General features: G+C 48.2%; 21 protein-coding genes, 1 tRNA gene and 4 pseudogenes. 11 read left to right on the forward strand and 15 right to left on the reverse strand.

The features are described from left to right. Nucleotides 1-201 precede the first annotated feature (201 nt). The gene (gene punR / locus GWI56_RS20915) at nt 202-1,104 is read right to left on the reverse strand and encodes a DNA-binding transcriptional activator PunR (protein WP_198573959.1); all 903 of its coding nucleotides are present in this window, start codon (nt 1,102-1,104) and stop codon (nt 202-204) included. Between the two features lie 115 nt (nt 1,105-1,219). Between punR and punC the strand changes: the two genes are divergently transcribed. Both punC and GWI56_RS20925 read left to right on the forward strand, forming a co-directional pair. Then, entirely contained in the window at nt 1,220-2,491 is a 1,272-nt protein-coding gene (gene punC / locus GWI56_RS20920; RefSeq protein WP_198573960.1) for a purine nucleoside transporter PunC, read from the forward strand. Between the two features lie 80 nt (nt 2,492-2,571). Then, nucleotides 2,572-2,662 (forward strand) — tRNA-Ser (locus tag GWI56_RS20925). 285 nt (nt 2,663-2,947) lie between these two features. On the opposite strand, the gene GWI56_RS20930 is transcribed toward GWI56_RS20925, so the two are convergent. Together GWI56_RS20930 and GWI56_RS20935 are read right to left on the reverse strand one after the other, a co-directional pair. Continuing rightward, entirely contained in the window at nt 2,948-3,511 is a 564-nt protein-coding gene (locus GWI56_RS20930; RefSeq protein ID WP_113940471.1) for a hypothetical protein, read from the reverse strand. Continuing rightward, the gene (locus tag GWI56_RS20935) at nt 3,508-5,100 is read right to left on the reverse strand and encodes an MATE family efflux transporter (protein WP_198573961.1); all 1,593 of its coding nucleotides are present in this window, start codon (nt 5,098-5,100) and stop codon (nt 3,508-3,510) included. Before GWI56_RS20935 ends, GWI56_RS20930 begins: the two co-directional genes overlap by 4 nt. Before the next feature lie 1,704 nt (nt 5,101-6,804). Between GWI56_RS20935 and GWI56_RS20940 the strand changes: the two genes are divergently transcribed. The 8 genes and pseudogenes from GWI56_RS20940 to GWI56_RS20975 all read left to right on the forward strand — a co-directional run. Further along, nucleotides 6,805-7,053 carry a heavy-metal-associated domain-containing protein gene (locus GWI56_RS20940; protein WP_198573962.1) on the forward strand — a complete coding sequence of 83 codons (249 nt, stop codon included), beginning with the start codon at nt 6,805-6,807 and terminating at the stop codon, nt 7,051-7,053. Nucleotides 7,054-7,300: 247 nt separating this feature from the next. Further along, a pseudogene (locus GWI56_RS20945) lies at nt 7,301-7,509 on the forward strand (IS3 family transposase); the annotation flags it as partial. 674 nt (nt 7,510-8,183) lie between these two features. Further along, entirely contained in the window at nt 8,184-8,570 is a 387-nt protein-coding gene (locus GWI56_RS20950; protein WP_198573963.1) for a biotin/lipoyl-binding protein, read from the forward strand. Continuing rightward, nucleotides 8,554-9,822, forward strand: a pseudogene (locus GWI56_RS20955) (efflux RND transporter permease subunit); the annotation flags it as partial. The gene GWI56_RS20950 and the pseudogene GWI56_RS20955, both read left to right, overlap by 17 nt. Then, nucleotides 9,819-11,285: a TolC family protein gene (locus GWI56_RS20960; RefSeq protein WP_198573964.1), complete on the forward strand. Its 1,467-nt coding sequence runs from the start codon at nt 9,819-9,821 to the stop codon at nt 11,283-11,285. The pseudogene GWI56_RS20955 and the gene GWI56_RS20960, both read left to right, overlap by 4 nt. 76 nt (nt 11,286-11,361) lie before the next feature. Beyond that, nucleotides 11,362-13,869 (forward strand): heavy metal translocating P-type ATPase, encoded by a 2,508-nt coding sequence (locus GWI56_RS20965; protein ID WP_198573965.1) that lies wholly within the window; start codon nt 11,362-11,364, stop codon nt 13,867-13,869. Nucleotides 13,870-14,235: 366 nt separating this feature from the next. Next, a complete protein-coding gene (gene cueR / locus GWI56_RS20970) occupies nt 14,236-14,742 on the forward strand; it encodes a Cu(I)-responsive transcriptional regulator (RefSeq protein WP_198573966.1) in 507 nt (168 codons plus the stop codon). 280 nt (nt 14,743-15,022) lie between these two features. Further along, nucleotides 15,023-15,178, forward strand: a pseudogene (locus tag GWI56_RS20975) (IS630 family transposase); the annotation flags it as partial. Here the strand turns inward: GWI56_RS20975 and GWI56_RS20980 are convergent. Continuing rightward, nucleotides 15,174-15,527 (reverse strand): annotated as a pseudogene (locus tag GWI56_RS20980) (transposase); the annotation flags it as partial. The pseudogenes GWI56_RS20975 and GWI56_RS20980 sit on opposite strands and share 5 nt — an antisense overlap. A gap of 1,162 nt (nt 15,528-16,689) precedes the next feature. Here GWI56_RS20980 and GWI56_RS20985 point away from each other — a divergent pair. After that, nucleotides 16,690-17,184, forward strand: a complete 495-nt coding sequence (locus GWI56_RS20985) for a hypothetical protein (RefSeq protein ID WP_242068458.1) — start codon at nt 16,690-16,692, stop codon at nt 17,182-17,184. A gap of 60 nt (nt 17,185-17,244) precedes the next feature. Here the strand turns inward: GWI56_RS20985 and GWI56_RS20990 are convergent, their stop codons facing one another. The 11 genes from GWI56_RS20990 to GWI56_RS21040 all read right to left on the reverse strand — a co-directional run bounded on the left by GWI56_RS20990 (nt 17,245) and on the right by GWI56_RS21040 (nt 22,958). Beyond that, nucleotides 17,245-17,388 carry a hypothetical protein gene (locus GWI56_RS20990; protein ID WP_198573968.1) on the reverse strand — a complete coding sequence of 48 codons (144 nt, stop codon included), beginning with the start codon at nt 17,386-17,388 and terminating at the stop codon, nt 17,245-17,247. Beyond that, nucleotides 17,366-17,587, reverse strand: coding sequence for a hypothetical protein (locus GWI56_RS20995; RefSeq protein WP_198573969.1), 222 nt, complete (start codon nt 17,585-17,587; stop codon nt 17,366-17,368). Before GWI56_RS20995 ends, GWI56_RS20990 begins: the two co-directional genes overlap by 23 nt. Before the next feature lies 1 nt (nt 17,588). Next, a complete protein-coding gene (locus GWI56_RS21000; RefSeq protein ID WP_198573970.1) occupies nt 17,589-17,813 on the reverse strand; it encodes a hypothetical protein in 225 nt (74 codons plus the stop codon). A gap of 8 nt (nt 17,814-17,821) precedes the next feature. Then, the gene (locus tag GWI56_RS21005) at nt 17,822-18,217 is read right to left on the reverse strand and encodes a hypothetical protein (RefSeq protein WP_198573971.1); all 396 of its coding nucleotides are present in this window, start codon (nt 18,215-18,217) and stop codon (nt 17,822-17,824) included. Beyond that, entirely contained in the window at nt 18,171-18,872 is a 702-nt protein-coding gene (locus GWI56_RS21010) for a hypothetical protein (RefSeq protein WP_198573972.1), read from the reverse strand. Before GWI56_RS21010 ends, GWI56_RS21005 begins: the two co-directional genes overlap by 47 nt. Then, entirely contained in the window at nt 18,872-20,347 is a 1,476-nt protein-coding gene (locus GWI56_RS21015) for a hypothetical protein (protein ID WP_198573973.1), read from the reverse strand. Before GWI56_RS21015 ends, GWI56_RS21010 begins: the two co-directional genes overlap by 1 nt. Then, a complete protein-coding gene (locus GWI56_RS21020) occupies nt 20,347-21,141 on the reverse strand; it encodes a hypothetical protein (RefSeq protein WP_198573974.1) in 795 nt (264 codons plus the stop codon). Before GWI56_RS21020 ends, GWI56_RS21015 begins: the two co-directional genes overlap by 1 nt. Next, nucleotides 21,141-21,539: a hypothetical protein gene (locus GWI56_RS21025; protein ID WP_206766181.1), complete on the reverse strand. Its 399-nt coding sequence runs from the start codon at nt 21,537-21,539 to the stop codon at nt 21,141-21,143. Before GWI56_RS21025 ends, GWI56_RS21020 begins: the two co-directional genes overlap by 1 nt. After that, nucleotides 21,479-21,667, reverse strand: coding sequence for a hypothetical protein (locus GWI56_RS21030; RefSeq protein WP_198573975.1), 189 nt, complete (start codon nt 21,665-21,667; stop codon nt 21,479-21,481). The genes GWI56_RS21025 and GWI56_RS21030 overlap by 61 nt, the downstream gene beginning before the upstream one ends. Before the next feature lie 100 nt (nt 21,668-21,767). Then, on the reverse strand, nt 21,768-22,148 hold the full coding sequence (locus tag GWI56_RS21035) for a hypothetical protein (protein ID WP_198573976.1): 381 nt from the start codon (nt 22,146-22,148) through the stop codon (nt 21,768-21,770). A gap of 9 nt (nt 22,149-22,157) precedes the next feature. Further along, nucleotides 22,158-22,958 carry a major capsid protein P2 gene (locus tag GWI56_RS21040; RefSeq protein WP_198573977.1) on the reverse strand — a complete coding sequence of 267 codons (801 nt, stop codon included), beginning with the start codon at nt 22,956-22,958 and terminating at the stop codon, nt 22,158-22,160. Nucleotides 22,959-23,162 lie beyond the last annotated feature (204 nt).

The raw sequence follows: 23,162 nt of genomic DNA on the forward strand, positions 1-23,162 counted from the left end.
ATGGGCGTAATTCAGGCTATAGCCTCAAGGAACAATCACCACCGCCAGAGGCGGTGGTTTTGGGATGACAATAAAATTCTTGTATCTGCGTCTTCATCCACTATGAAGGTAAAGATTCAGTCTGTACATAAGCAGACGGTACACAATCACACTCAACGCTGATTTCAATGACTAGATCAGCATATTGAGTTTAAACCAAGCTTAAGCCAGCCACTCTTTGTGCAATTTTTCAGTATCGCCAAGATATTCCAGCACCCAAGCGAGAGCAGGCGACATCTTGTCAGCATTCCAGGCCAAGCAACAAGGGCTTGTCTGCTTTGGATTTTCCAGTTGTTTCTCAACGAGCGCACCCGCCTTAATAAACACGCTCGCTAAATGCACTGGCATATAACCGACGCCTAAACCTTCGCGGAAACAGTTAATGGCACGGATCCAATCAGGTACGACTAACCTGCGTTGATTCTCTAGCAACCAAGTCATACGTTTTGGAATTTCCCGAGAGGTATCTTCTAAACAAATCGAGGGAAAAGGGCGCAGCTCATCGTCACTTAATGGGCGGTCAATACCAGCCAAGGGATGATTTTTACTAACAAGAAACGCCCACTCAATATCCCCCATGTCTTTATATTGGTAAACGCCACCGACTGGAATTGCGGTTGTCGCACCAATAGCAATATCACTGCGACCCGTGGCGAGCGCTTCCCAAACCCCGTTAAAGACCTCAATGCGAATAATTAATTCAATATCATGGAAGTGTCGATAAAAGTCAGCAATTAATACGCTGATCCTGTCGGCACGGACGATATTATCAAGGGCTATGGATAAGGTGGGTTGCCAACCATTTGCCACGCGCTGAGTGCCACGTTTCATCTCGTCCATCTGCGTGAGCAAGGTTCTGGCTTGCTTCACAAAATGTTCACCCGCAGGGGTTAAGGTTACACTGCGATGATGCCGTTCAAAAAGAATGACGCCGAGTTCTTCTTCTATTTGCTTGACCGCGTAGCTCACGGCAGAGGGCACTTTATGCAGCCGATTCGCCGCCGCTGTGAAACTACCTACACGAGCCACAATATCAATGAGTTCTAGCGCTTGTTCTGAGAGCATAGCTGACGTCCGTTCCGATGAAAATAATTGATAGCACAAGTCAAAAATAAACGTTTCCAATAAATTTAACAAGTCTTTAGACTGCACACTTTAGTCAATCTGACCCGATTATTTTATGAAAACGTCTAGTAACACCTTTGTAAACATAAAGTTCTTTATGTTTCTATTCTATTTAGCCATGTTGAGCATGCTTGGCTTTATTGCCACTGACATGTATTTGCCTGCTTTCAAAGCAATTGAAGGCTCATTTGACAGCACACCATCACAGGTGGCGATGTCACTGACCTGTTTCCTTGCGGGTCTTGCCTTAGGTCAGCTGCTTTACGGCCCGTTAGTCAATAAAATCGGCAAACGTTGGGCACTGATCTTTGGCCTTGTTTTATTTGCCATTGCTAGCGTGTTTATTGCCAACAGTGATTCTATATTAATGCTCAATACCGCGCGCTTCTTCCAAGCCATTGGCGCCTGTAGTGCAGGGGTTATTTGGCAAGCTATTGTGGTTGAACAATATGATGCCGATAAAGCCCAAGGTATTTTCAGCAACATTATGCCATTGGTCGCATTATCGCCTGCATTAGCACCGATCCTTGGCGCTTATATTCTGAACGAATTAGGCTGGCGTGCAATCTTTATCTCCTTGTGTGTTATCGCATTTCTGCTGGTATTGATGACCTTGTACTTTGTTCCAGGCAAGAGTCAACATAAACACAGTGAACATGCTGCAGTATCTTATGGGCAAATTTTGAAAAACACCCGCTATTTAGGCAACGTCGTGATCTTCGGTGCCTGTTCCGGTGCTTTCTTTGCCTACCTAACTGTGTGGCCGATTGTGATGGAAATGCACGGTTATCAAGCGACTGAAATTGGGTTAAGTTTTATCCCGCAAACCATCATGTTTATTGTCGGTGGTTATGCGAGTAAGTTACTGATAAAACGCATTGGCGGGCATCAAACTCTCAATATCTTGTTGTCGATTTTTGCCGCCTGCGTTATTTCGATCATCATGTTCACGCTGATTTATCCCGCGAGCACGATTTTCCCACTGCTTATTTCTTTCTCTATTTTAGCGGCGGCCAATGGTGCAATTTATCCAATAGTCGTTAACAGTGCGCTACAGCAGTTTAGTCAGAATGCTGCTAAAGCCGCAGGATTACAGAACTTCTTACAGATCAGCATTGCCTTTGGTGCATCAAGCTTAGTCGCTATGTGGGCAAGCTTAGGTGAAGTGGCGATTGGTTGGGGTATCCTATGTTGCGCTATCTTAGTTGTGGCCGGCTATATACTTAAGAGTCAACAAGAGTGGGGCGACTTTGGCAAACATTTCACTAAGCCAGATCCCGCACGGGTAGGCATAATGTCCGATGTGAAGCAAAATCCAGCGGATTGAGTGTAATAGCAACAATTGGCGCATAATTGAGAGTTAGTGCTTTACAGTCAACAGACTTACTTATATTATGCGCCTCGTTCGGAGGGGTGGCAGAGTGGTTTAATGCACCGGTCTTGAAAACCGGCGTGGGTTTATAGCCCACCCAGGGTTCAAATCCCTGCTCCTCCGCCATATTTTACGGAAAAGCCATCAGCAATGATGGCTTTTTTGTTTATATAATTTGAACCCTAGGTTCCTCATTCTAAGCTCAGTTCCTCCGCCAGATTTCGTCAAAAAAGCCGCTAAGCAATTAGCGGCTTTTTGCATTTTAGCTATTTTAGCCTTGCGTTTCTGATCCGAAACGCAGCGCCTCAGCCATATTTCACAAGCAAGACCATCAGCAATGATGACTTTGCTTGTATTATTTAACTCTAGACTTCCTCATTCAACATGATGCACTGACAATCTCAGCCATCATTACACTTTTGGTAATTTGTGTTGGACCATGGCCAGCGCAAAGGAGTTCCAGTTTGCATTAGCATAGCTACTCACCAGATCCCGGAGTGTTGTCGGTTCGCCAGCGTTATCCACCGGTTGCAAAATTATCCGCAAATTCAGCGCATTGAAGTAATCTCGCCGCTCCACCACAAAAAACTGCTTCTTGTAGGGGAGTAGCAATGTGTCCTCAGCTTGCGCATTAAACTCACGCGCGGCTAAATAGCCAGTAAACCAATGATTGAGTAATGTGTCGCATTGTTTAGTATGGAATAAACTTCCCCAATCATCCCCAAGTATGGCTTGACCCGACAGGACTCGCTGGCAATGATGAAAATCGATAAACCCTAGCTCACGTGTAATCACTTGTTGGCAATGCTTAAGCTGGAGATCTGAGTGTAAGATGCCCAACTTCGCCATTAAGGTCGCGACTCTTTGCTTGGCTAACGGCTCATCCTGCTGACAAGCTTTGAGTAGTTTTTTAGCGCGAACTTTGGTTTCATTTAATGCGATGGCGCTTGAGTCTTTCATCTTGGCTAACTTCATTTTGCATTACCTCCATGACTGACTCGATTTGCTCGCGGCACGTGAATGAAAGGCCAAATACTGATGATCAATAAACTCAAGAGACAAGCTAAGATGTCCGCAATTGGAAAGGCCATCCATAACTCAGTCAAAGCGTTTGGCATGATATTAATGTTTAATGCGCCTGTGATAAATGAAATATCTGCGAAGGATAGTTGAGGTAACAGGACCAGCAGGGGCAGTAACAAACCATAGATTTTTATCCCAGATAATAGCAATGCAAGCTTAGGGCGATTTGTGCCTTGATACACAGCAATCGCAATAGCTGTGATCCCCGCCAAAGGTAGGGTGATAAACGTCACACTCGAGATTTTAATACAGGCGGCAATGAGTGCGGGGGCATCGGTGAACACGCGAAATACCGAGTTAGGAAAACCCATAAATACAATTGTCACTATACTCAGATAACAGCAGGTCAAGACGATTCCCCATTTAGCACACGCTAACACCCGAGAAGATGCCATCGCCCCATAGTTATAGGCACTGATCGTTTGCGCTGCGCTGGTAAGTGCCATGAGCGGCAGGGCGATAAAGATATTAAAGCGTCCGATCAAACCATAAGCGCTGATCATGTACGCGACCTCATTCGCCGCTGGCGTATTGGGCACTACATTGGCTAAATGACTGACTAAAATATGATTTACCGATGAGATCACGCAGGCAATCCCAAGATATGACAATAATATAGGGCTACCTAAGCCAAGAATCGCTTTTATCTCAGTGAGGTTGAGCTTTATCTGCTCCATTCTAAAATAAAAAAGCGCCTGTTTACTGGCAAAACGGTTATTGGGGACAAAATAGACGGCTGCAATAAATAGACTCACACATTGACCCGCCACCGTTGCCCACGCAGCACCACTCACGCCCATATCTAAAACGGCAATAAAGAGTGTATCGAACAGGATGTTCATGACCGCCGACAACAAGATAACCAGCAGCATCACCACGACTTTGCCTTGTGCTCTGAGTAAATCGCCGCTAAGAGATAACAAAAAAGTGAATAGACTAAAATAGAGAATGGGTTGTAGATACTCTGTAGCAGCTAAGGCAAGTGTTGAGCTTACCCCAATAAACGCCAATAAATGATCAAGCTGGGCGAGTGACAAGATAGTCACTATCACGCCGCAACATAGGGCTAACGCAAAACCAGTGTTCGCGATTTGACTCGCCTTATCAAACTTGTTTGCCCCTAAAAATCGGCTTACTAAGGTCGCAGTACCATTTCCTATCATGCAGGCCAAAGCAAAAATCATCATTTGTAACGGGAAGGCAATCGTCACCCCAGCCAATGCATCGGCACCGATGTATTTCAAAATAAAATAAGAGTCAACTAAGTTGTAGCTGCCGCTGAGCATCATGGCCAATGCCATGGGTAACGCAAAGCGCAAATACAAAGTAGGGATAGCTAACGTACCTAAGGACTCAGTTGACTGAGATCCTGAGTGAGATTTCCCGTGGGAGGGCGTTTCGGTGGCTGCCAAGGGTACAATGTCAGAAAGTTCAACATTGATACCGGCGGGTTTGAAAGTGTTAGCGGTTGCATGTTTCACAAACAATTCTCCTAAGTTTATTGGCATTCCGCTAAGCCAAACTTATTTGATTGCTGTGGGTTCGATATGAAATCGATTCGCAACGCTGTTAATTTATCAGAGTGATATCATCTTTTGCGGACAGGCTTCTCTGCAGCCTGCCGCGTATTATTCTTACTCATCCGCCCGATGTCAATCATCAGCTTGTCGTATTTGACGGTGGCATTTAACCACTTCACATGTTAGTAGTAGATGAGCGATAAATGACGCCATCCAACAAGCCACTTAAACCACTTTCTGTACAGCAAGTTATCGAAGATTCATTGCCTAGCGATAATATAATAGTCCTTGTACAAACTTCCTTTTAGTTACGACACAAGCTGTCGCACTTCTGCGTATAATATTAAAAAATAACGAATTGAGGTGCACTATGGATGGTCTAGTTATTGTGTCAATCAGCCTACTTACCTTGCTTGAAGTGGGTGATGTTCCATATACCTATCTGATGTTATGTTTCGCAAGCTGCCGTTTGCTGTAGTAAAAAACGTTATTGTTGATTTTACAGCTCGGGGGCAGGGTGTTGGTTCGACCTTATTTAAGGAAATTGAATTTTTTGCATAAATACTAACGACTTTAAGATCATGCTTCTTAAAACCCACATCATTACCGATGACGAATGTGGGTTTTAACCTTAGTGTCTATGCTTTAAGCTAAATCGTAAGTATATAAGTTTTAACAGGCAACATTGCTTCATTATATGAGTGATAATTGCATCGGTTTTTGTTGCTGGCGTATTTGCAGTACATCTTCAAATTGGCAAAGTGCCAGCACGCGCGACGAGAGGTAGCAACAAACCATCATCAAGTCCCCAAGCACAAACTTAGTTGATCGTACTAATACCCAAATAAGAGCAGGTAAGATGGCCAGAAGATATCGGCGAAAAAAAGCAAATCTCAGTCTGCCGCGAAACCTCATTTTGAGTGGCCACGCACACAAAACTGTGGCTTTTCATACAAAATGAGTTTGGGAAATACGTAGAAACTTTGTCAAAAAATATGATTTTAAGCGCTAATAAATCAATCTGCATCTGATTGAAGATTGCCGAAATATGACTTTATTTATATTTAATAATATAGTTTTTAAGTAATTTATCACTCTATTTTTATCAGAAGTGTAAGTATGGAATTAAAACGAAGACTATTTGAATTCAACGAAGACAATCTTTTGAGATAAAAAAGCATGATCAAAATAACTATAGGCCCTCCGGTATGATGGTTTTTTCTTGGTCGAAAGTTCCGATCACTTGAAGGGCTATTAGTTCAACATTTCTTATCCCGAGTTCAGGTTAAATAAGGCTCCACGCACTAAAGCCAGCTACTGTATAACTTTCAGCAATTACAACTGTTGGAGTTTATAGCTCGCGCCAAAAGATAGGGGGGGCATTAGATGACATTTTATCCTTACTGTAGCTCTGGTGCGATCTAGAGCGGGAAAGCCGTAAAGTCAAACAGCTGGTAGAGCAGCATTAAAGGGAAGAGCAGTGAGCTACAGCAAATGCAGCAAGTACTGCAGTAGCTATCAGATTGCAGCACTGGCGACCCCTGCTCACATTGTGCCATTTGGGCACAACTGGTACTGGGTAACATCACAGAAAATAAGCCTTGACCTTCTCCCTGTAGCAAGGTGCAGAATTTTAGCTGCCCACTTTAGCAAAGGAGATTTACGATGTTAACGTTAAAAATTACCGATATGACCTGCAACCACTGCTTTGGCTTGATCAACCGTGCAATAAAGGAATTGGACGCCGATGCAGTCGTAACAGCAGATCTCTCCAGCCGTAGTATCAATGTACAAAGCTGCCAATCGCAAGACGAAATACTCGACACTCTGGAGGAAATTGGATATCCGGCCAAACCTGAGTCAACCTGTTGCAGTGTAGATAGAAGCAGCAAGTCGCAAAATACCGCCAATTGACAGTGCACCTTAGTGGAGGCTTGAGCTGTGTGCAGTGAAAGTTGCATGTACGGTTCTTAGGAGAGCAGCACCTAGTAACAGAGGTGCTGCTTATCCGCCCATAACGAGTTATAAATGGATATAATTTAAGGACAGAGTAATTGAATTTTTTCCAAAAATGTAATATCACCGCCAATATAATGGTCAGACTCTCTATACCACTGCACCTGCTCCGGTCTAATTTTATTTCAGCACTTAATTTTGAGACAGTATGGGGGATGTAGGTGCGTGTTGGGATAATGCCTTCGTTGAGCGTTTCTTTGGTAGCTTTACACTATTGGATTTTTAACATTGCTCAACCAACAAGGGAGTTTTTTTAAGCTAGATGTGACTGTTTAAATGAAATATTAGAACTTGGAGTGACTTCATTCTGCTAATGGTGAACTGTCACCTGTAGAGTTCAAAAATTCTCAATGAAAATTGTCTAATATGGGTTGAACAGTACACTGAACGCTCACAGACAGAAGTAAATCTAATGCAATTAAGGCAATGGCACTCATGCGCTAGCCTTGATCAAACACCTGATGGATCTCCACGAATTTAATCATAGTATCAGCTCTTCTTCATTTTGATTACTGCTCAGTCTGACACTTAAGGCCAGAACATCATTTCCTTATTTTAGCTTGTATCTGCTTAGTTCTAAGCTCTAAGTTTGCGAGCTTACATTCCTCATACCCAAGTAGTCGAACGGTAAAACTCGCCAGTGTTTAATGCTGTTTGCTTGGAACTGCAATCAGGCCATTTCTGCTGTCAGCCCTAACATGAATGCAACCAGTAGGCTAAAGCTGCCAGCAGTAACAACACTTCCAATCGCTCTCATTTGTAAGTGCAGTGGTCGTAGCAGCCAAGACCGTATGTCTGGCTTTTTTGTCGAGGAAGTTTTCTTCTATGTGCATGCCTTAATACTTAGCGATTTTCGACGCTGATCATGATTTTTTCGTCATCAGAGTTAGAGTTCGCTGCGTCTCGCAAGGCCCCCTTACTAATCAAAAAAACACTTGGCCTTCTAAGCGTGGTAAGCCGGATAAATACAGTAGGAGCTACCTCGGCTCAGCAAAACTAACTGTCGACTGCTATCGAGAAAGGAAAAAATGATGAAGGTCAAACGCATAACCATAACCACTGTGGCGCTAAGCGTTGCACTCGCTATCGCAGGATGCAAGGAGGCTATTCCCTCTATCAGTCCCGCAAAGCCACCAAGCGTTCCGGTGGCCGAAGTGATCGTTCGTCCGGTGACGCCATTTGTCGAACTCACAGGTTCGCTGACCGCGGTCAAGCGGGTTGAGCTGCGCCCGAGGGTTGCTGGCTACATTCAGAACGTAAGCCTACCCGAGGGACGCTTCGTCGAAAAGGGCTGCGAGCTCTTTCTCATTGATCCTCGGGTGTTCCAAGCCGCGCTGAACGCCGCGACGGCGCACCTGCGCCAGGCTGAAGCGGCATCGATACTTGCCCAAACGGAATATGCTCGACCCGTTTAAAGATCGCACTACACCCGATCTCAGCGCTATGGCGATTGCGGGGCGCTTGCAAGCCCAATTTGCCAGCATCCCCGATGGTTTCCTCGGCGTGTTCCCGCCACCACCGGTGCCTGGCCTTGGCGCGACGGGCGGATTTAAGATGCAGGTCGAGGACCGCAGTGGTGCCGGGCTCGCAGCTCTGGTGCAGCAGACCCAGATCCTGATGACAAAAGCTACCGAGTCGGGCGAGGTGGCCGGGCTCATGACCAGTCTTGACATCAATGCGCCGCAGTTAGATGTCACCATCGATCGCACTCAGGTTATGAGCCAGGGGGTTCGTCTGGCGGATGTGTTCGAGTCGCTTCAGGTCTATCTCGGATCTCTATATATCAACGACTTCAACCGCTTCGGTCGAACCTATAAGGTGACGGCCCAAGCCGATGTAGACCACCGCATGCAAGCCGAATCTATCGGCCGCCTGCAGGTGCGCAACGCGGCCGGAGATATGCTGCCGTTGTCCTCCTTTGTCACTGTGACGCCAAGTGCCGGCCCAGACCGCGTGATGCACTACAACGGTTACCCTACGGCCGACATCTCGGGCGGTGCGATGGCTGGCGTCAGCTCGGGGCAGGCTGTTGCGGTCATGGAACGATTAGCCAAGGAGGTTTTGCCTGAAGGCATGAGCTTCGAATGGACTGATCTTACCTACCAGCAAAAACTGGCTGGCGATTCTGCGCTGTTCATTTTCCCATTGTGCGTGCTGCTCGCTTATCTCATCCTCGCCGCGCAATACAACAGCTGGCTGCTGCCCCTTGCAGTTCTGCTGATCGTGCCGATGTGTCTTTTGAGCGCGATTACCGGTGTCTGGCTGGCAGGGGGCGACAACAACGTCTTTGTCCAGATTGGGCTTATCGTGCTCGTCGGTTTGGCGGCCAAAAACGCAATATTGATCGTCGAGTTTGCACGCAGTCTCGAAGCCGCAGGAGCAAGTGCGCTGGAGGCGGTCGTTGAGGCTTGTCGATTACGGTTGCGGCCTATCGTGATGACCTCATTGGCATTTATTGCTGGTGTTGTACCGTTGATATTGGCAAGCGGTGCAGGGGCTGAAATGCGCCAGGCTATGGGGATTGCGGTCTTTGCAGGTATGCTCGGCGTGACATTGTTCGGATTATTCCTGACACCGGTTTTTTATGTAGTGATACGTGGCTTGGAGGCTCGCTTCGAGCGGCACAGTTCAAGTGCTAAGCCGCACATTGAGGAGATCATGTCATGAGAAGCCCCTACCAAGCAGTTCTGTTACCCCTGAGTGCGCTCATCTTGACTGGATGCGCGGCGGTGGGCCCAAACTACTCACTACCTTCATCGCAGTTTCCGACCAATTTCAGTGAGCCTCCCGCCGGTCTTGGAACAGGGACCGTTGAGGTGAAGTGGTGGGGCACCTTCGACGATCCAGCTCTGAACATCATGATCCAGCGGGCCCTCGCGGCGAACCATGACATAGGTATCGCTGTCGTTCGGCTCGAAGAGGCAAAGGCCATGTTGGGTGAGAGCCGTCAGGGCTTCCTGCCGAGCGGTGGCGCTGAGCTTGGTTATGAGAACCGTCGCCGGAGTGAGGTCGAGACGCCCCATAGTCAGTCGCGTCAGATAGAAACCTATCGCGGCGCGGTAGACGCTTCCTGGGAAATCGATCTTTTTGGCCGTGTGCGGCGATCGGTGGAGGCCGCTCAGGCGCAAGCAGGTTCCCGCGAGGCTCTGCTGCGTGGTGTGCAGGCGGGGGTCGCTGCTGCGGTGGCTGCCACTTGGTTCGAGCTACGCGGTATCGAGGCCGAACTAGCTGTAGCCGCCGACATCAGCCAAAGCCAGCGCGAAAGCCTGAGCCTGGTCGAACGTCTCGTGCACGCCGGTTCTGCCAGCGAATTCGACCAGCTCCGTGCCGAGGCCTTGTTGCACCATGTCGAGGTGGCCGTGCCAGAATTGGAGCGCCGCCGTGCGGCCTCCAGCAATGCACTGGCCATCCTTCTTGGCGAAACGCCCCAGACGTTTAGACCACCCGCTGTAACGCCTGCGCGTGAAGCGCTTGCTGTTCGAACAATCGCCGTGGGCGATCCCGCAGCACTCCTTTCTCGGCGTGCTGATATTGCGGCGGCTGAACGGACTCTCGCTGCGGCGACCGCTCGGATTGGGGTCGAGACGGCTGGTTTCTACCCCGAGATCCAAGTGCATGGTTCAATCGGGCTTGTTGCTGGAAGTCTCGATGAAGTAAATGGCTCCGGAGTGTTGTCCAGCTTCCTCGGCCCGGTCATTCGCTGGTCTCTTTTCGATACTGGGCGCGTGCGTGCCCGCATCGCCGCCAGCGAGGCACGTACCCAAGAGGCGTTGATCGTCTACGACCAGATCGTGTTGCGCGCACTGCAGGAAACCGATGATGCCTTCAAAGCCTATGGCGCCGCGGGTAGCACGCTTGAGCTGCGTCTGCTTGAGTCAGCTGCAAATCGCGAGGCGGCTCGTCTTGCCCGTGTGCGGTTCTCAGCAGGTGAAGGCATCTACCTTGATGTGCTCGAAGCCGAACGGTCCGACTTTGCAAGCCGGCGTGCGCTGGCAATCGCTCGCACCCACCAACAGCTTGCCGTTGTCAGCATCTACAAGGCGCTGGGTGGCGGCTGGGAGATCTGCGCGCAGGCGGAGCAGGACTGCAGTGGCGCCGACGGCATTTCGAACGGACGCGTCGTGAAATAAATCACACACAGGACTTGACCTTCCCATAGTTGGAAGCATTAAGCTTTTTTTAACTCAACATTTAAGGAGTAGTTCAATGGCTTCTGTTTCCTTGCCACAAAACGCCAATCAATCCGTGTCCGCAGGCACTCGTCTGAGCCTGCCTGTCGAAGGCATGACGTGTGTATCATGTGTCGGCCGTGTCGAGCGAGCGTTGAAAGCGGTCCCCGGAGTGCAGACGGCCGTGGTCAATCTCGCTACCGAACGCGCCGACATGACTTTCCCCGGCGTAGCCAATCCGCAGGCGGCTGTCCACGCCATTCAGAGCGCTGGCTACACCATTCGCGAAGAGACCATCGAGTTGGCGATCGAGGACATGACCTGCGCATCGTGTGTGGGCCGGGTAGAGAAAGCGCTCGTAAAAATTCCGGGCGTGCTCGAAGCCACTGTCAATCTGGCGACCGAGCGCGCGAGGGTGCGCCATTTTGCAGGGAGCGTCTCCACGGCAGATCTTGAAGCCGCTGTCGAACAGGCGGGCTACAAGTCCCGTCGCTTGTCCGCCGAAACGGCGAATGCTAGCGATCAGGACACTGAGCGTCGTGAGAGCGAGGCGCGGGCACTGCGACGTTCTTTCATCACTGCAGCCATCCTCACCTTGCCCGTATTCATCCTTGAGATGGGCTCTCACCTTATTCCCGCCATGCATCATTGGGTGATGGGGGTTCTGGGGCAACAGACCAACTGGTATGTGCAGTTCGTTCTCGCCACCCTGGTCCTGTTCGGTCCTGGTCTGCGCTTCTTCCTAAAAGGGGTACCGGCGTTGCTGCGCGGTGCTCCTGACATGAACTCACTGGTCTCGGTCGGCACCGCGGCGGCTTATGGCTATTCGATCGTCTCAACCTTTGCCCCTGAAGCGCTGCCGCAAGGCACTGCCAACGTCTATTTTGAAGCTGCTGCGGTCATCGTTACCTTGATCCTGCTCGGACGCATGCTGGAGGCGCGCGCCAAGGGGCGAACCTCGCAAGCGATCAAGCGGCTCGTCGGACTTCAGGCTAAGACCGCACGCGTCCAGCGCAACGGCGAAACGTTCGAAATACCGCTCGATCAGGTGATGACTGGTGACATAGTGCTCGTTCGTCCGGGCGAGAAGATTCCGGTCGACGGCGAAGTCGTCGAAGGTGCCTCTTATGTTGACGAGAGCATGATCACCGGTGAGCCGGTGCCCGTATCTAAAGGGGTGGGAGCCGAAGTTGTCGGTGGCACTATCAACAAGACGGGCGCTTTCAGTTTTTGCGTCACCAAGGTCGGCGCGAATACGGTGCTCGCGCAGATCATTCGTCTGGTCGAGCAAGCGCAGGGGTCAAAGCTGCCGATCCAGGCGCTGGTCGACAAAGTGACCATGTGGTTCGTCCCAGCGGTGATGGCAGCTGCCACGCTGACTTTCCTAGTCTGGCTAATCTTCGGCCCGCCCCCAGCGCTGACCTTTGCGCTCGTTAATGCGGTCGCGGTTCTTATTATCGCTTGTCCGTGCGCTATGGGACTGGCAACGCCGACCTCAATCATGGTTGGCACCGGCCGTGCGGCCGAACTCGGCGTACTCTTTCGTAAGGGCGAAGCCTTGCAGGCGTTGCGCGATGTGAGCGTTATTGCGCTCGACAAAACCGGCACGCTGACCAAAGGACGCCCCGAGCTGACCGATCTCGTGCCTGCCGAGGGATTTGAATACAACGAAGTTCTTGCTCTTGTTGCGGCCGTCGAGACCCGCTCCGAGCACCCGATTGCCGAATCGATCGTCACAGCCGCAAAGCAGTTGAACCTCACCCTTGCACCTATCGAGAGCTTCGACGCAACACCGGGCTTCGGCGTGTCGGCCAAGGTCGCAGGTCGTACCGTCGCCGTCGGTGCGGATCGGTTTATGACGCAGCTCGGTCTGGATGTGTCGAGCTTGCAGTCCACCGCCCTGCGTCTCGGCGAGCAAGGCAAGAGCCCACTTTATGCCGCGATCGACGGCCGCTTGGCAGCGGTGATTGCAGTCGCAGATCCAATCAAAGAAACAACGCCCGAAGCAATCAAGGCGCTGCACGCGCTCGGACTGAAAGTAGCGATGATCACTGGCGACAATGCGGCGACCGCTGCGGCGATTGCCGAGCAGCTTGGCATCGATGAAGTCTTAGCCGAGGTCCTCCCCGATGGTAAAGTCGAGGCGCTGAAGAAGTTCCGGAACAATGGCGCGCGAGTCGCCTTCGTGGGAGACGGTATCAACGACGCGCCAGCACTCGCCGAAGCTGATGTTGGGCTCGCCATCGGCACGGGAACCGATGTAGCGATAGAAGCTGCTGACGTGGTGCTAATGTCGGGCGACTTGCGTGGCGTGACGAATGCGATCGCGCTTAGTCAGGCCACGATCCGTAACATTAAGCAGAACCTTTTCTGGGCCTTCGCCTACAACGCCGTGTTGATACCGGTTGCGGCGGGTGCGCTCTACCCGTTGAATGGCACCTTGCTTTCGCCAATTTTCGCAGCGGCCGCAATGGCACTTTCCAGTATATTTGTGCTCGGCAACGCGCTCCGACTCAAGCGTTTCAGGGCTCCGATGATGGTTTAAACCCACACCAAGTCATTGGCTTTTAGGGTGGTAGCGCAAAAGTCACGCTTGGTAGACGAATATTGTTGAAGGAGTAACACAACATGTTTTCACCAAATACGCCCTTGGATCACCTCAAGGACGATTATAGCGACGCCCGAGAACATCTCTTTGCCACTCAAGAGTCGTCACACCTGAGGTGTGGCGGGACTATATGCATTTGATCACCACATTAGCTCTGAGCAATCTTCAGATGGAATATAGACAACATGAATGCGATCTGAATACCTGTATGCCGACGTGTTCTTTACGCCCAGAGAAATATCTGTGCGTAGGTAAACCTCAGTTTTTGAGCGTATTTGATTAATTTACTAGAAGGAGAGAATGATGAATATTGGTCAAGCAGCCAAGTTGTCCGGCATCTCGGCGAAGATGATTCGCTACTACGAACAGATTGGCTTGATACCCAAAGCTAATCGTTCTGATGCTGGCTACCGAAATTACAGCTCGGCGGACGCGCAAAGCTTTCGCTTCATCCGTCGCGCACGCGACCTTGGCTTTTCTGTCGAACAAATCTCGGAGCTCCTGCTCTTGTGGTGCAATCGAGATCGCGCGAGCGCCGACGTTAAGGCGTTGGCGCTCTCCCATGCCGACGGACTGAAGGCGAAGATCGTTGAACTACAAGCTATGGTGCAAACGCTCGAGCAGCTAGCCGAAAATTGCCATGGCGATGGCCGCCCGGATTGCCCGATCCTTGCGGATTTGGCTGAGCCAACCGCCGCAGCGAAAGAACGTTCGCAAGTTCCACATAGAACACCTCGATTTGGGAGTGACACACCCGCCTCGTCACGCCATCGTCCGCCTCGTCACGCCATCGTCCGCCACGGTGACTAACTCGTGAGCTTCTTCGATGGCGGCGTTTTCCAAGTTAGTTGCCACTATTGACTTACGCATCGAAGAAGCCCAAAAAGCACAATCATCAAGTTCTGTACAAGAACCAATACTAATCAAAACCAGCTCCAGAGGATGACCTATATGATGAATGTTCAATAAATTTACGCTAAGCGCGATACTCATTTTTTGTTTTTCAGCCCAGGTATAAAGCCACCGCCAGCAATACAATTTACATTAATTATATGCCCTAATTGATATTCGCTTTTTAATTATAAAAAATATGAATAATCCGAACATCGCAGCCTTAGTAAATCGGAGAAAAGTGCACGCAAAACGTAGGCGCTATTTAGGCTTACTCCATTTCAGCGAAGGTCATTCTCGTACCGCTCTCGCAAGTATGCTGGTCAGTAGAATCAGTGTGAATCGATGGATAACAGTGTTATGGGAAACAGGTTAGATTGCTGTTTGATGAAACTAAATTTTACTTCATTTCTCTCGCAAAGAAGGCGCTGGCCTCGGTGTGCCCCTTGGGTATTTTTATAATTTCTTTATCCATGCGTAATAATTTGTTTTATATACGAAATTTCTTCAACTCATTACATTCAGACTATTCTAAGGCCTTGCTGCAAGGCTTCGTGTTTTTCCTTCCAGTTGTAAAGCAGACTAGTGCTAACTCCAAGAGGCTTTGTCGCATCGGCAACGCTATAACCTTGCTCCAGCACCATCAAGACGGCTTCATCCTTAAATGCCTGCGGATAACTCTTATGTGATTTGTTCAGACTCATATTGACCTCTTAATTTATTGACCATACTGTCTCAAAGTTAAGTGTCCAATGGGATTAGACCAGAACACGCTATCAGGGGCAGTGTTATGGACATCAATCCCATTTAAAAGTCATCGTATTAATAACTAACCGTAACTGTTCAACATTAAGCTACTCAGAAGTTATGGAGGTTAAGCCGCTTAAGCAGGCGTTATCCATAGAAATTTTAATTCTAAATTCACTAATTCGAGCTAAAAGTCTAACTTGAAAATGTCCCAAAGAAGGTTAGGGCGCTTCACTCGATATCTATAAAAACTCCTGAAAATGACATATTTATGTCCATAGCGGCTCAAAATCGGCAACATCTTAGTATTTTATTGTGACTTTTGGGACAAGCATAAGCGCGTTGCTAGGTGTTTCTGGCTAGTTTGCGAGTCCAATATACCAAAGCATTCACGTAGCGACGATTAAATTGTTTAAGATACAGTCAAGTGGAACTGGTGATGTGTTCGAACGACTCCGATGTTGATAAATCACGTCATCAACATTAAAACAAATTAGTCGGTAAGATTAAGCAGTGGAAATATAGCTACGAACCAATTCCAATTAAGCTTAGTAAACCTATGAATTATTGTAAGTAATCATTCTAATGGAGCAACATGATTTGATTGGGGCATTGTTTCATAAAATTCATTTCAACACGTCATCTATACTTCAAAAGTGTTCGCATAGCTGCGTGTGAGATGCACTTTGTCAAAAAGCAGCAAACACAAAGTTTAATGCGGTCTGGATGAACAGTTTTGCACTATAATGGAGCAAGCTTTTTGATAGAGTGACTTATGGTATTGATATCTATAAACAAAAATTAGAATCACGAAATGACACAAAATTCATTTGGAATGACAAGCCACACTGGATGAACAGTGATGGGAACCGTATAGACAGTATTTAACATAATATACATTGTGCGCATAGGAAGGTTTTTCCTTTATGTCAAAGTTCTATATAAATGACATTGGTTTTGGAATGGTCGCGAAACGCTATTTTTTATTACTTTTCTACAGGTCGGCTCTTGGTGTCGTTGTGACATTGCAAAGCCAACATTAGTAACTAAATAGAATATCAGGACGGCCACGTTATGAGAAAAGAATCTAATAAATACAGTGAAAATGGATTTCAAACGATGAAACCACGAACCCGAACTTTTATTTTAACTCATTTTATTCGTACCAATGGCACTGTTGATACGCAACAAGCCGCCGATTTCTTCTGTGTAACAACGCGCACCATTAATAATTGGTGGTCTACTGGATGCCCGAGTTGGGTTGATCGTTACGTTGAGTTATATCAGCGTGCAATCCCCAATACTAAAGATTGGCGCGGCTTTAGCTTTAGCCAAGACGGCAAACTGATCACACCATATAAGCGGCACACATTTACCGCTGGACAGTTATTAATGGTGTTTTTTGATAAACAGTTCAATAAATTTGACCGTGTCGAAAAGGACAAACTTGCTGCTCAGGTGGACAGCTTGCGAAATGACGAGGAAGCCGCCGCGATACGTGAAGAACTGGACGTTATCATCAGCACTCTGTCTAAATTGAAGCAGTCGCCTATTGTAGCGCCTAAAAAGCAGTTTGCGACCTCGGCCAAGCGAACCGTTAAACGGAGTAAGTAATAACGACAAATGCCGATAATGTGACTTATCGGCATTGATGGATTCGGGGTTTTACAATAACTATCTGCGCTTAACCCATGCGGCGGCAACGATAACAACGGCGGCAAAAATAAGGATTAGCTCTTGGCTTGGCTGGATTTTTACCACTACAGCGTCGGGTGTTCTGACCGCCACACTAAAATCACTTGGTAACCCGCTGAACATTATAAATGTCCTCCCGCTGCTGGCGAACCTCGACCGCGACCACGCGCTTGTCTATTTCGTTAATCACTTTGTTTAGGCTGGTTTGCTGGTCGTTGATGCTGGTTTGAATGTTCCACATCATGCCCAATAGGATGATACCAAAACCCCCTATCCCGCTGCCTTTGAGTAACTCTAGCTGTTTTTTCTTTTCTTCGTCCATCTTAGCCCCGCCATATTTTGGTTTTATCTTGCTTGCGCTCATTGCGGAACGCTTCCCACGCGCCCGCCCCTGCTACCGCAGTAGCTGCAACACTTTGAACGATAATGTCACCGACATTGACGACGGCGTTAACAGCGTCGGGATGGATCCCCGCTACCGCAGCACCAATCAACACAAGGCCACGCCATGTTGACCACTGGGTTAAGTAGTTGGTTAATGTTTTCATGATTTCCCCTATTTTACGGTTTTGGCGCTGACTTCGCCGTTAATCAAGTAATTGTATTTACTTAATAGTTTACCTTTTGGTGCTATGGTGGCGAATAAGGCTGCAATGCCTGTATGTCCTCGCTCAATGGCAGCCCGCCACGTTGGATCAATGCTTCCATCGTCGGCAACGTATTTGCTGTTGAGGTAAAACGCAGCATTACTGAACTCAACAGGCTTATAGCCGTTTGTCCATGCGGCTAAATCTGACCACGCTTGCCCGATGGGCTCGGTGACTTGTTCAGCAAGCTTGTCCCCTACTGAGTACATTTTGCTGAGCATGTAAACGCCATAAATCACCGCGACGGCGATTAGGCCGTTATTCAAACCCTGCGGCAACTGCGGTATTGATAGTGCTTTGGTCATAGGGGTTATATCCGTTTTCAAAGTGGATCATTGCTGAGACTACACGCGTGTAATATTGGGCTGGAATAACTTGGTTAACTTGTAACCCTGCTTTAGCAGCCACAAAATCAGCGTATTTCTGAGTGGGATTATTATCACTTGGTGGTGCCCATCGTTTGATAATGCCGTTTACGGTGTTAAGGCCGTATTTGTCGCGGTAATTTTTGAGAATACGCGCAGCGGCTCGGATGCCATAAAACGGCGTTTGGAAGATAACAAAGCGGCCATCATTGCCCGTCATGCCCTGCCAGTTTTCGCCCTTTTCGACGTTTAATGGATTGTTATTGCGAATACCTTTTGGGGGTAACATGCTGCTCCCGACCTCTTGACGTGGGGCTGGTTCCTGCGGCTCTGGATACAAGTACGGTGTTTGCACCGTTGGCGTAGGCTTTACCCGATTGAAAATAATGTCCTCAAAGCTGTCAGTCGAAAAAATATCGAGAAAGCTGAGGTCGGCATAACTCGGCTTGCTGCCCGAGTTAACCGGTATTGAGGTGTTTTGATTTGGTGCGGAGTTGATCGCAACGGGGACAAGTGGCCTTTGTGAATTTTTCAGCCACCAATACCCCGCCGCTGCCATTGCCGCGCCCGCTGTAATAACGATGAGCGGGCGCATTAGCTTAATAACTCCATGACTTCAACACGGGCGGCAGATAGGTCACCTGTTACGCTTATAGAAGTTTTAAAACCAATAGCACTCACTGGCGCGGTATAAATACTTCCGTTAGGTTTTATAAAGACGCTTTTAATATCCAAAGGTGGAGTATTAATTAAGCCACCACCTATCTCTGAACCTACCCCGTTTGGCATATCAACATATCTAACATAGCTTTGATAAAATCCAATCCATAGATTGTCTTTTACATGTGTAACTCGATTGCCAATATATGAAGATGTATTAACTGTAATCCATGTTTCGCCACCATCTTCTGATATTACTGGATGTGCATTTGTGCTTTCAAATAAATGCACACCATCACTAGCAGCGACAAATGAACTACCATATTTGCCATCAAAAACAGTGCGCCAAGTCAGTCCACCATCTTCCGTTTTTACCAGTTTAGAATCTGTGAGTGACTGAAAAACACCTACCTTTAAATTTTCATCTAACCATGCGCCTAATCTACAGTTAATGCCGTTAAATTTAACGCCTGTTACTACAACATTCCCTAGCTCTATATCGCAACAAAATACCATTCCATCGAAAATGACTTGATACCAACCATTAACGATTAAGCCCCTATATGTTTGCCTACTCATACCTGCCCCATCAGGGAATGAGTGATTGCGTATATGCATTGTTTCCCATTTTATGCCGTCATACGAGCGACTAAATACAACCGTTGCGTGATAAACTAGCGAACCTTTTAATTGCAAGGCGTAATGTATACCCGTCCGTTGGTCAAATTCATAACTGTAAACACTGCCAGCAAGTACCGTTTTCCACGTTAGCCCGCCATCTTCTGTTGCACGAATTGTTCCCCCTGTGCTTACATTTGTTACATATACCCTTGTTTGTTCATCTTCTGAAATATAAGTGCATGCATTAGCAAAAGCCCCACTCTCATACATGGAATCATCTTGCTCTATTGGGCTAGGCGCTGAATAGTCAATAAACGCATCGCGCTTATATGCAGAAACAACACCAGCAAGTGGGATTTCAATCACTTCACCCGCTGGTACTCGCCATCCTCCCGTCTTAAACCCTGCGCCACTAACAAATACTTCTTTATCTGAGCGAACCCTTACTGCTGTGCGGGTAATATCTGAACCTGCAATAATCTTTGAGCCGCTAACAAGCTTTACGTCTGTTCTGATTGCCTTTGCTGCGCTGCTTGAATATCGCGAGTTTGACATTGATACATCACCCGCCCAAAACTCTACCGCGCCGTCGTCGCCTTTAATGGTGATTTCATCAAACGGGATCGCCTTGTCGATGGACATGCCGACCCACATTTTTGTGTCTAAAACGGTTCGGCCTTTTTCAGATAGGCTCACATTCACCACACCGCCCGCGCTGATTAGGCTAAAGTAAGCGCCCGTTTTATTGACGACGGTAAAACCGTCTTTAATCGTCTGATTAATAATCATTATTTGCGCCCCGCTAAAAGTACCGCGCCCGCGATTAATGCCGTTCCGCCGAGCATATACAACATGGTTTTATTGTTTGATTCGGCCAAGGCTGCGCCATCACTGCGACTAAATTGCTCGGCAAAGCCCATCATTGAGTCAAAACCACGCTGTAATTGCCCAGTGGCGTCTTTATTGGCCTGATTGCCTGAATCGAGTGCAACTTTCGTTAATGATTCGGCCAAATCTGCGCTGTTATTCATGGCGCTGCCAGCTAGGTAGGTATTGTTTTCGTTGGCTCTGGCAAGTGCATCGGCGACCACAGTGGCGAGGCTTTTTGAATTGTCCATTGAGGCTTGCGACACGGCGGCGTTAACCGCGACGGCACCGTCGGCAAACTTAAGTGACTCACTGAGATTGTCACGGGTGGCGTTGGTGTAGGTTTCAAAACCGCGTGATTGCAAGTCGCCAAACTCGGTTAAAGCGTTGGTGCTTACACGATACATATCTTGTTGCGCTGAGTTGGTTTCGCCAAAGAGGTCAACCGCTGCATTGAGGAAATTTTCGTTTTGACGCTCGCCCATCATGGCAACGTCAGTCACGGCATTAAATCCGTCGGTAATCATGCCCGCGCCTTGGCTGAAATAAACGGGTAATGAATCGACAAAATCGCCAATAAGTTTAAATGCGCCGCCGTCGGTGACAGTATTACCACTGCCATTAATCACAAGGCCATTGTTTGCGCCCTGAATACCGAACGTATTCGAAGTGTTGTTAGTTGTTTGGCTTGATGCGCTGCGTGAACTTGAGCCCATTATAAGACCGCCCTTAATATCGTTTCGGCTTTTTCATAGCCTAAAACTTTGCCCATTCTTAGCATGGCTTCGGGGCGCTTAGTGTGGAATCTAACGCTGGCGAACCCCTGCGCCTTTGCTTGCGTGTGAATTGTTTCAAGGTAATGCACCGAGTTCTTACCCGCTGCGGCGACTATCACCAGTTCTTTACCGTTAGCGGCAGTTTCACCACGTACTACGGTAAAAAACTCGCAATCTCCCCATGCGATTAATTGCGCCACGCCTTGTTGGACTTCGCTTTGAATTATGCGCAAGTCATCATTTAAGGCGGGCGCTAATTTTTCCCATGCAAGGGCGGCTATTTTTTCTTTTTCAGTAGGAAGTAAGCGGCAATCGCCGCCGCACCTAGAATTAGCCATAAATTGCCACCGCTGCCGCTACCTATTCCAAAGTTCACATTGCCGCCCTGAAAGGCGGCATTATTAAGCTGATCACCAGTGCCTGAACTCGCGGCACTGGAATTAGACATACCACCAGACGGACCCATTATTTTGTCTCGGCTTTTTTAGTGGTCATGTAGTTAAGGATCAATCCCGCGACGACTGCTCCCGCAACTTGCATCACAAACGCTTTATTCATAGCGCCCCCTAATCTTTATTACTGAGAAAGTACAGCAGCGCCACGGCACCCACGACGACAAAAAATGTCCCTGTACCAATTTGCAGACCCTGCCCCATTTTCTGGCGCAGTTCATCTGCTGGCGTTTCGTAATAACCCGAATATCCCGCCGCTGGCGATTGCCATGTTTCTAGGTGCTCTTTTGCACCTGAGCCGTTGGCATTTTTAAAGGCGCGAACTTGCTCATATTGCGCATACAAACCAAGCGCCGAGCCTAAGCCCTGATTCACACGGTCAAACCATCCCGTTGTTGAAGGGTTTGGCGCAACGTTCGGCAACTGTGTTGCAGTTGCTGACGCACTTGAATTGATAATGTCGGAAAATGAGCTAGTCAGATAATCGACAGCCATAACGCCCCCTTAAATGCCCGCTAGGCCGTCGAAGTATTCCACCACAACTGTCGCCGCTCCCGCGCCTTCGGTATAAACCCGTAAACGCAAATCTTGCAAACCAGCCAGCGGAATGGCTTGGAGCATGTCGCCCTCAAGCACAAAATCAAGCGTTACACGGCCAGCTTGTGGGCTGCGGCCGTGGTCAACTTGGATTTTTTCTAAAAGTGTTTTTCCACTTTCAAAGGCTTTTAACGAGTCAATTTCTAACTCGACCTTAGTCACTACAGCAGCGGTGATAATGTGAAACGCCGCGATACTTGCCGAAGCTGGGCGCGGGATTTTGTCGATTTCGGTGATTCCTTCATTGAGGGCAACGGGGAAGTTTTTGATTTTGGTAATGTAACCAATTTCAGCTTTATCTGATTGGATTGCATAACCTTCTAGCTTTGGTGTTGCCGCGGTCGCATCAATTTCAATACGCATAGTAACGTTTGAAATGATCCCTGAACTACCCGACTGAGTACCTAGGCCAAACATGCGAGATTCAAGTAAGGTTTTCATTTCGTCGCGCTTGAAATGAAAATCTAAAACACCGACTGCTGTGTTTCGCTTGTAAAACTTGTTGTAGTCTGCGAGGGCTTGGCCGTCTTTAAATTCAAGGATTGCTTTGCCGTTGACTTCTAAGCGGATGTTTTTCATCTGCGCTAAAGTCACGCCCGAATAATTAATATGGATTTTGTCGTAGGTGCGGCCGATTGGAAGCTCAAGCGTGGCAGTGTTGCCAGCGGCGACGTTAGAAAACGAGGGCAATTTAACGGTTGTGCGCATGTTCTACCCCTTAACCAATTAAACGGCGAACGGATGGAACACGATTGGCGGCATAAACCACGCCGACAGCAATCGCCACAAATGGCAGGTATTTTTTAAGCATGTTATTCCCCTTGGGATGCACTGCCTCACGGCAGAATTGAGCGCCTGACGGCGGTTAAGTTGCCCACGCTTCACAGCGTTGGCGGGCTTGCGGTTTATAGA

Source organism: Shewanella sp. DW31 (assembly GCF_015767295.1).
Classification (GTDB): domain Bacteria; phylum Pseudomonadota; class Gammaproteobacteria; order Enterobacterales; family Shewanellaceae; genus Shewanella; species Shewanella oncorhynchi.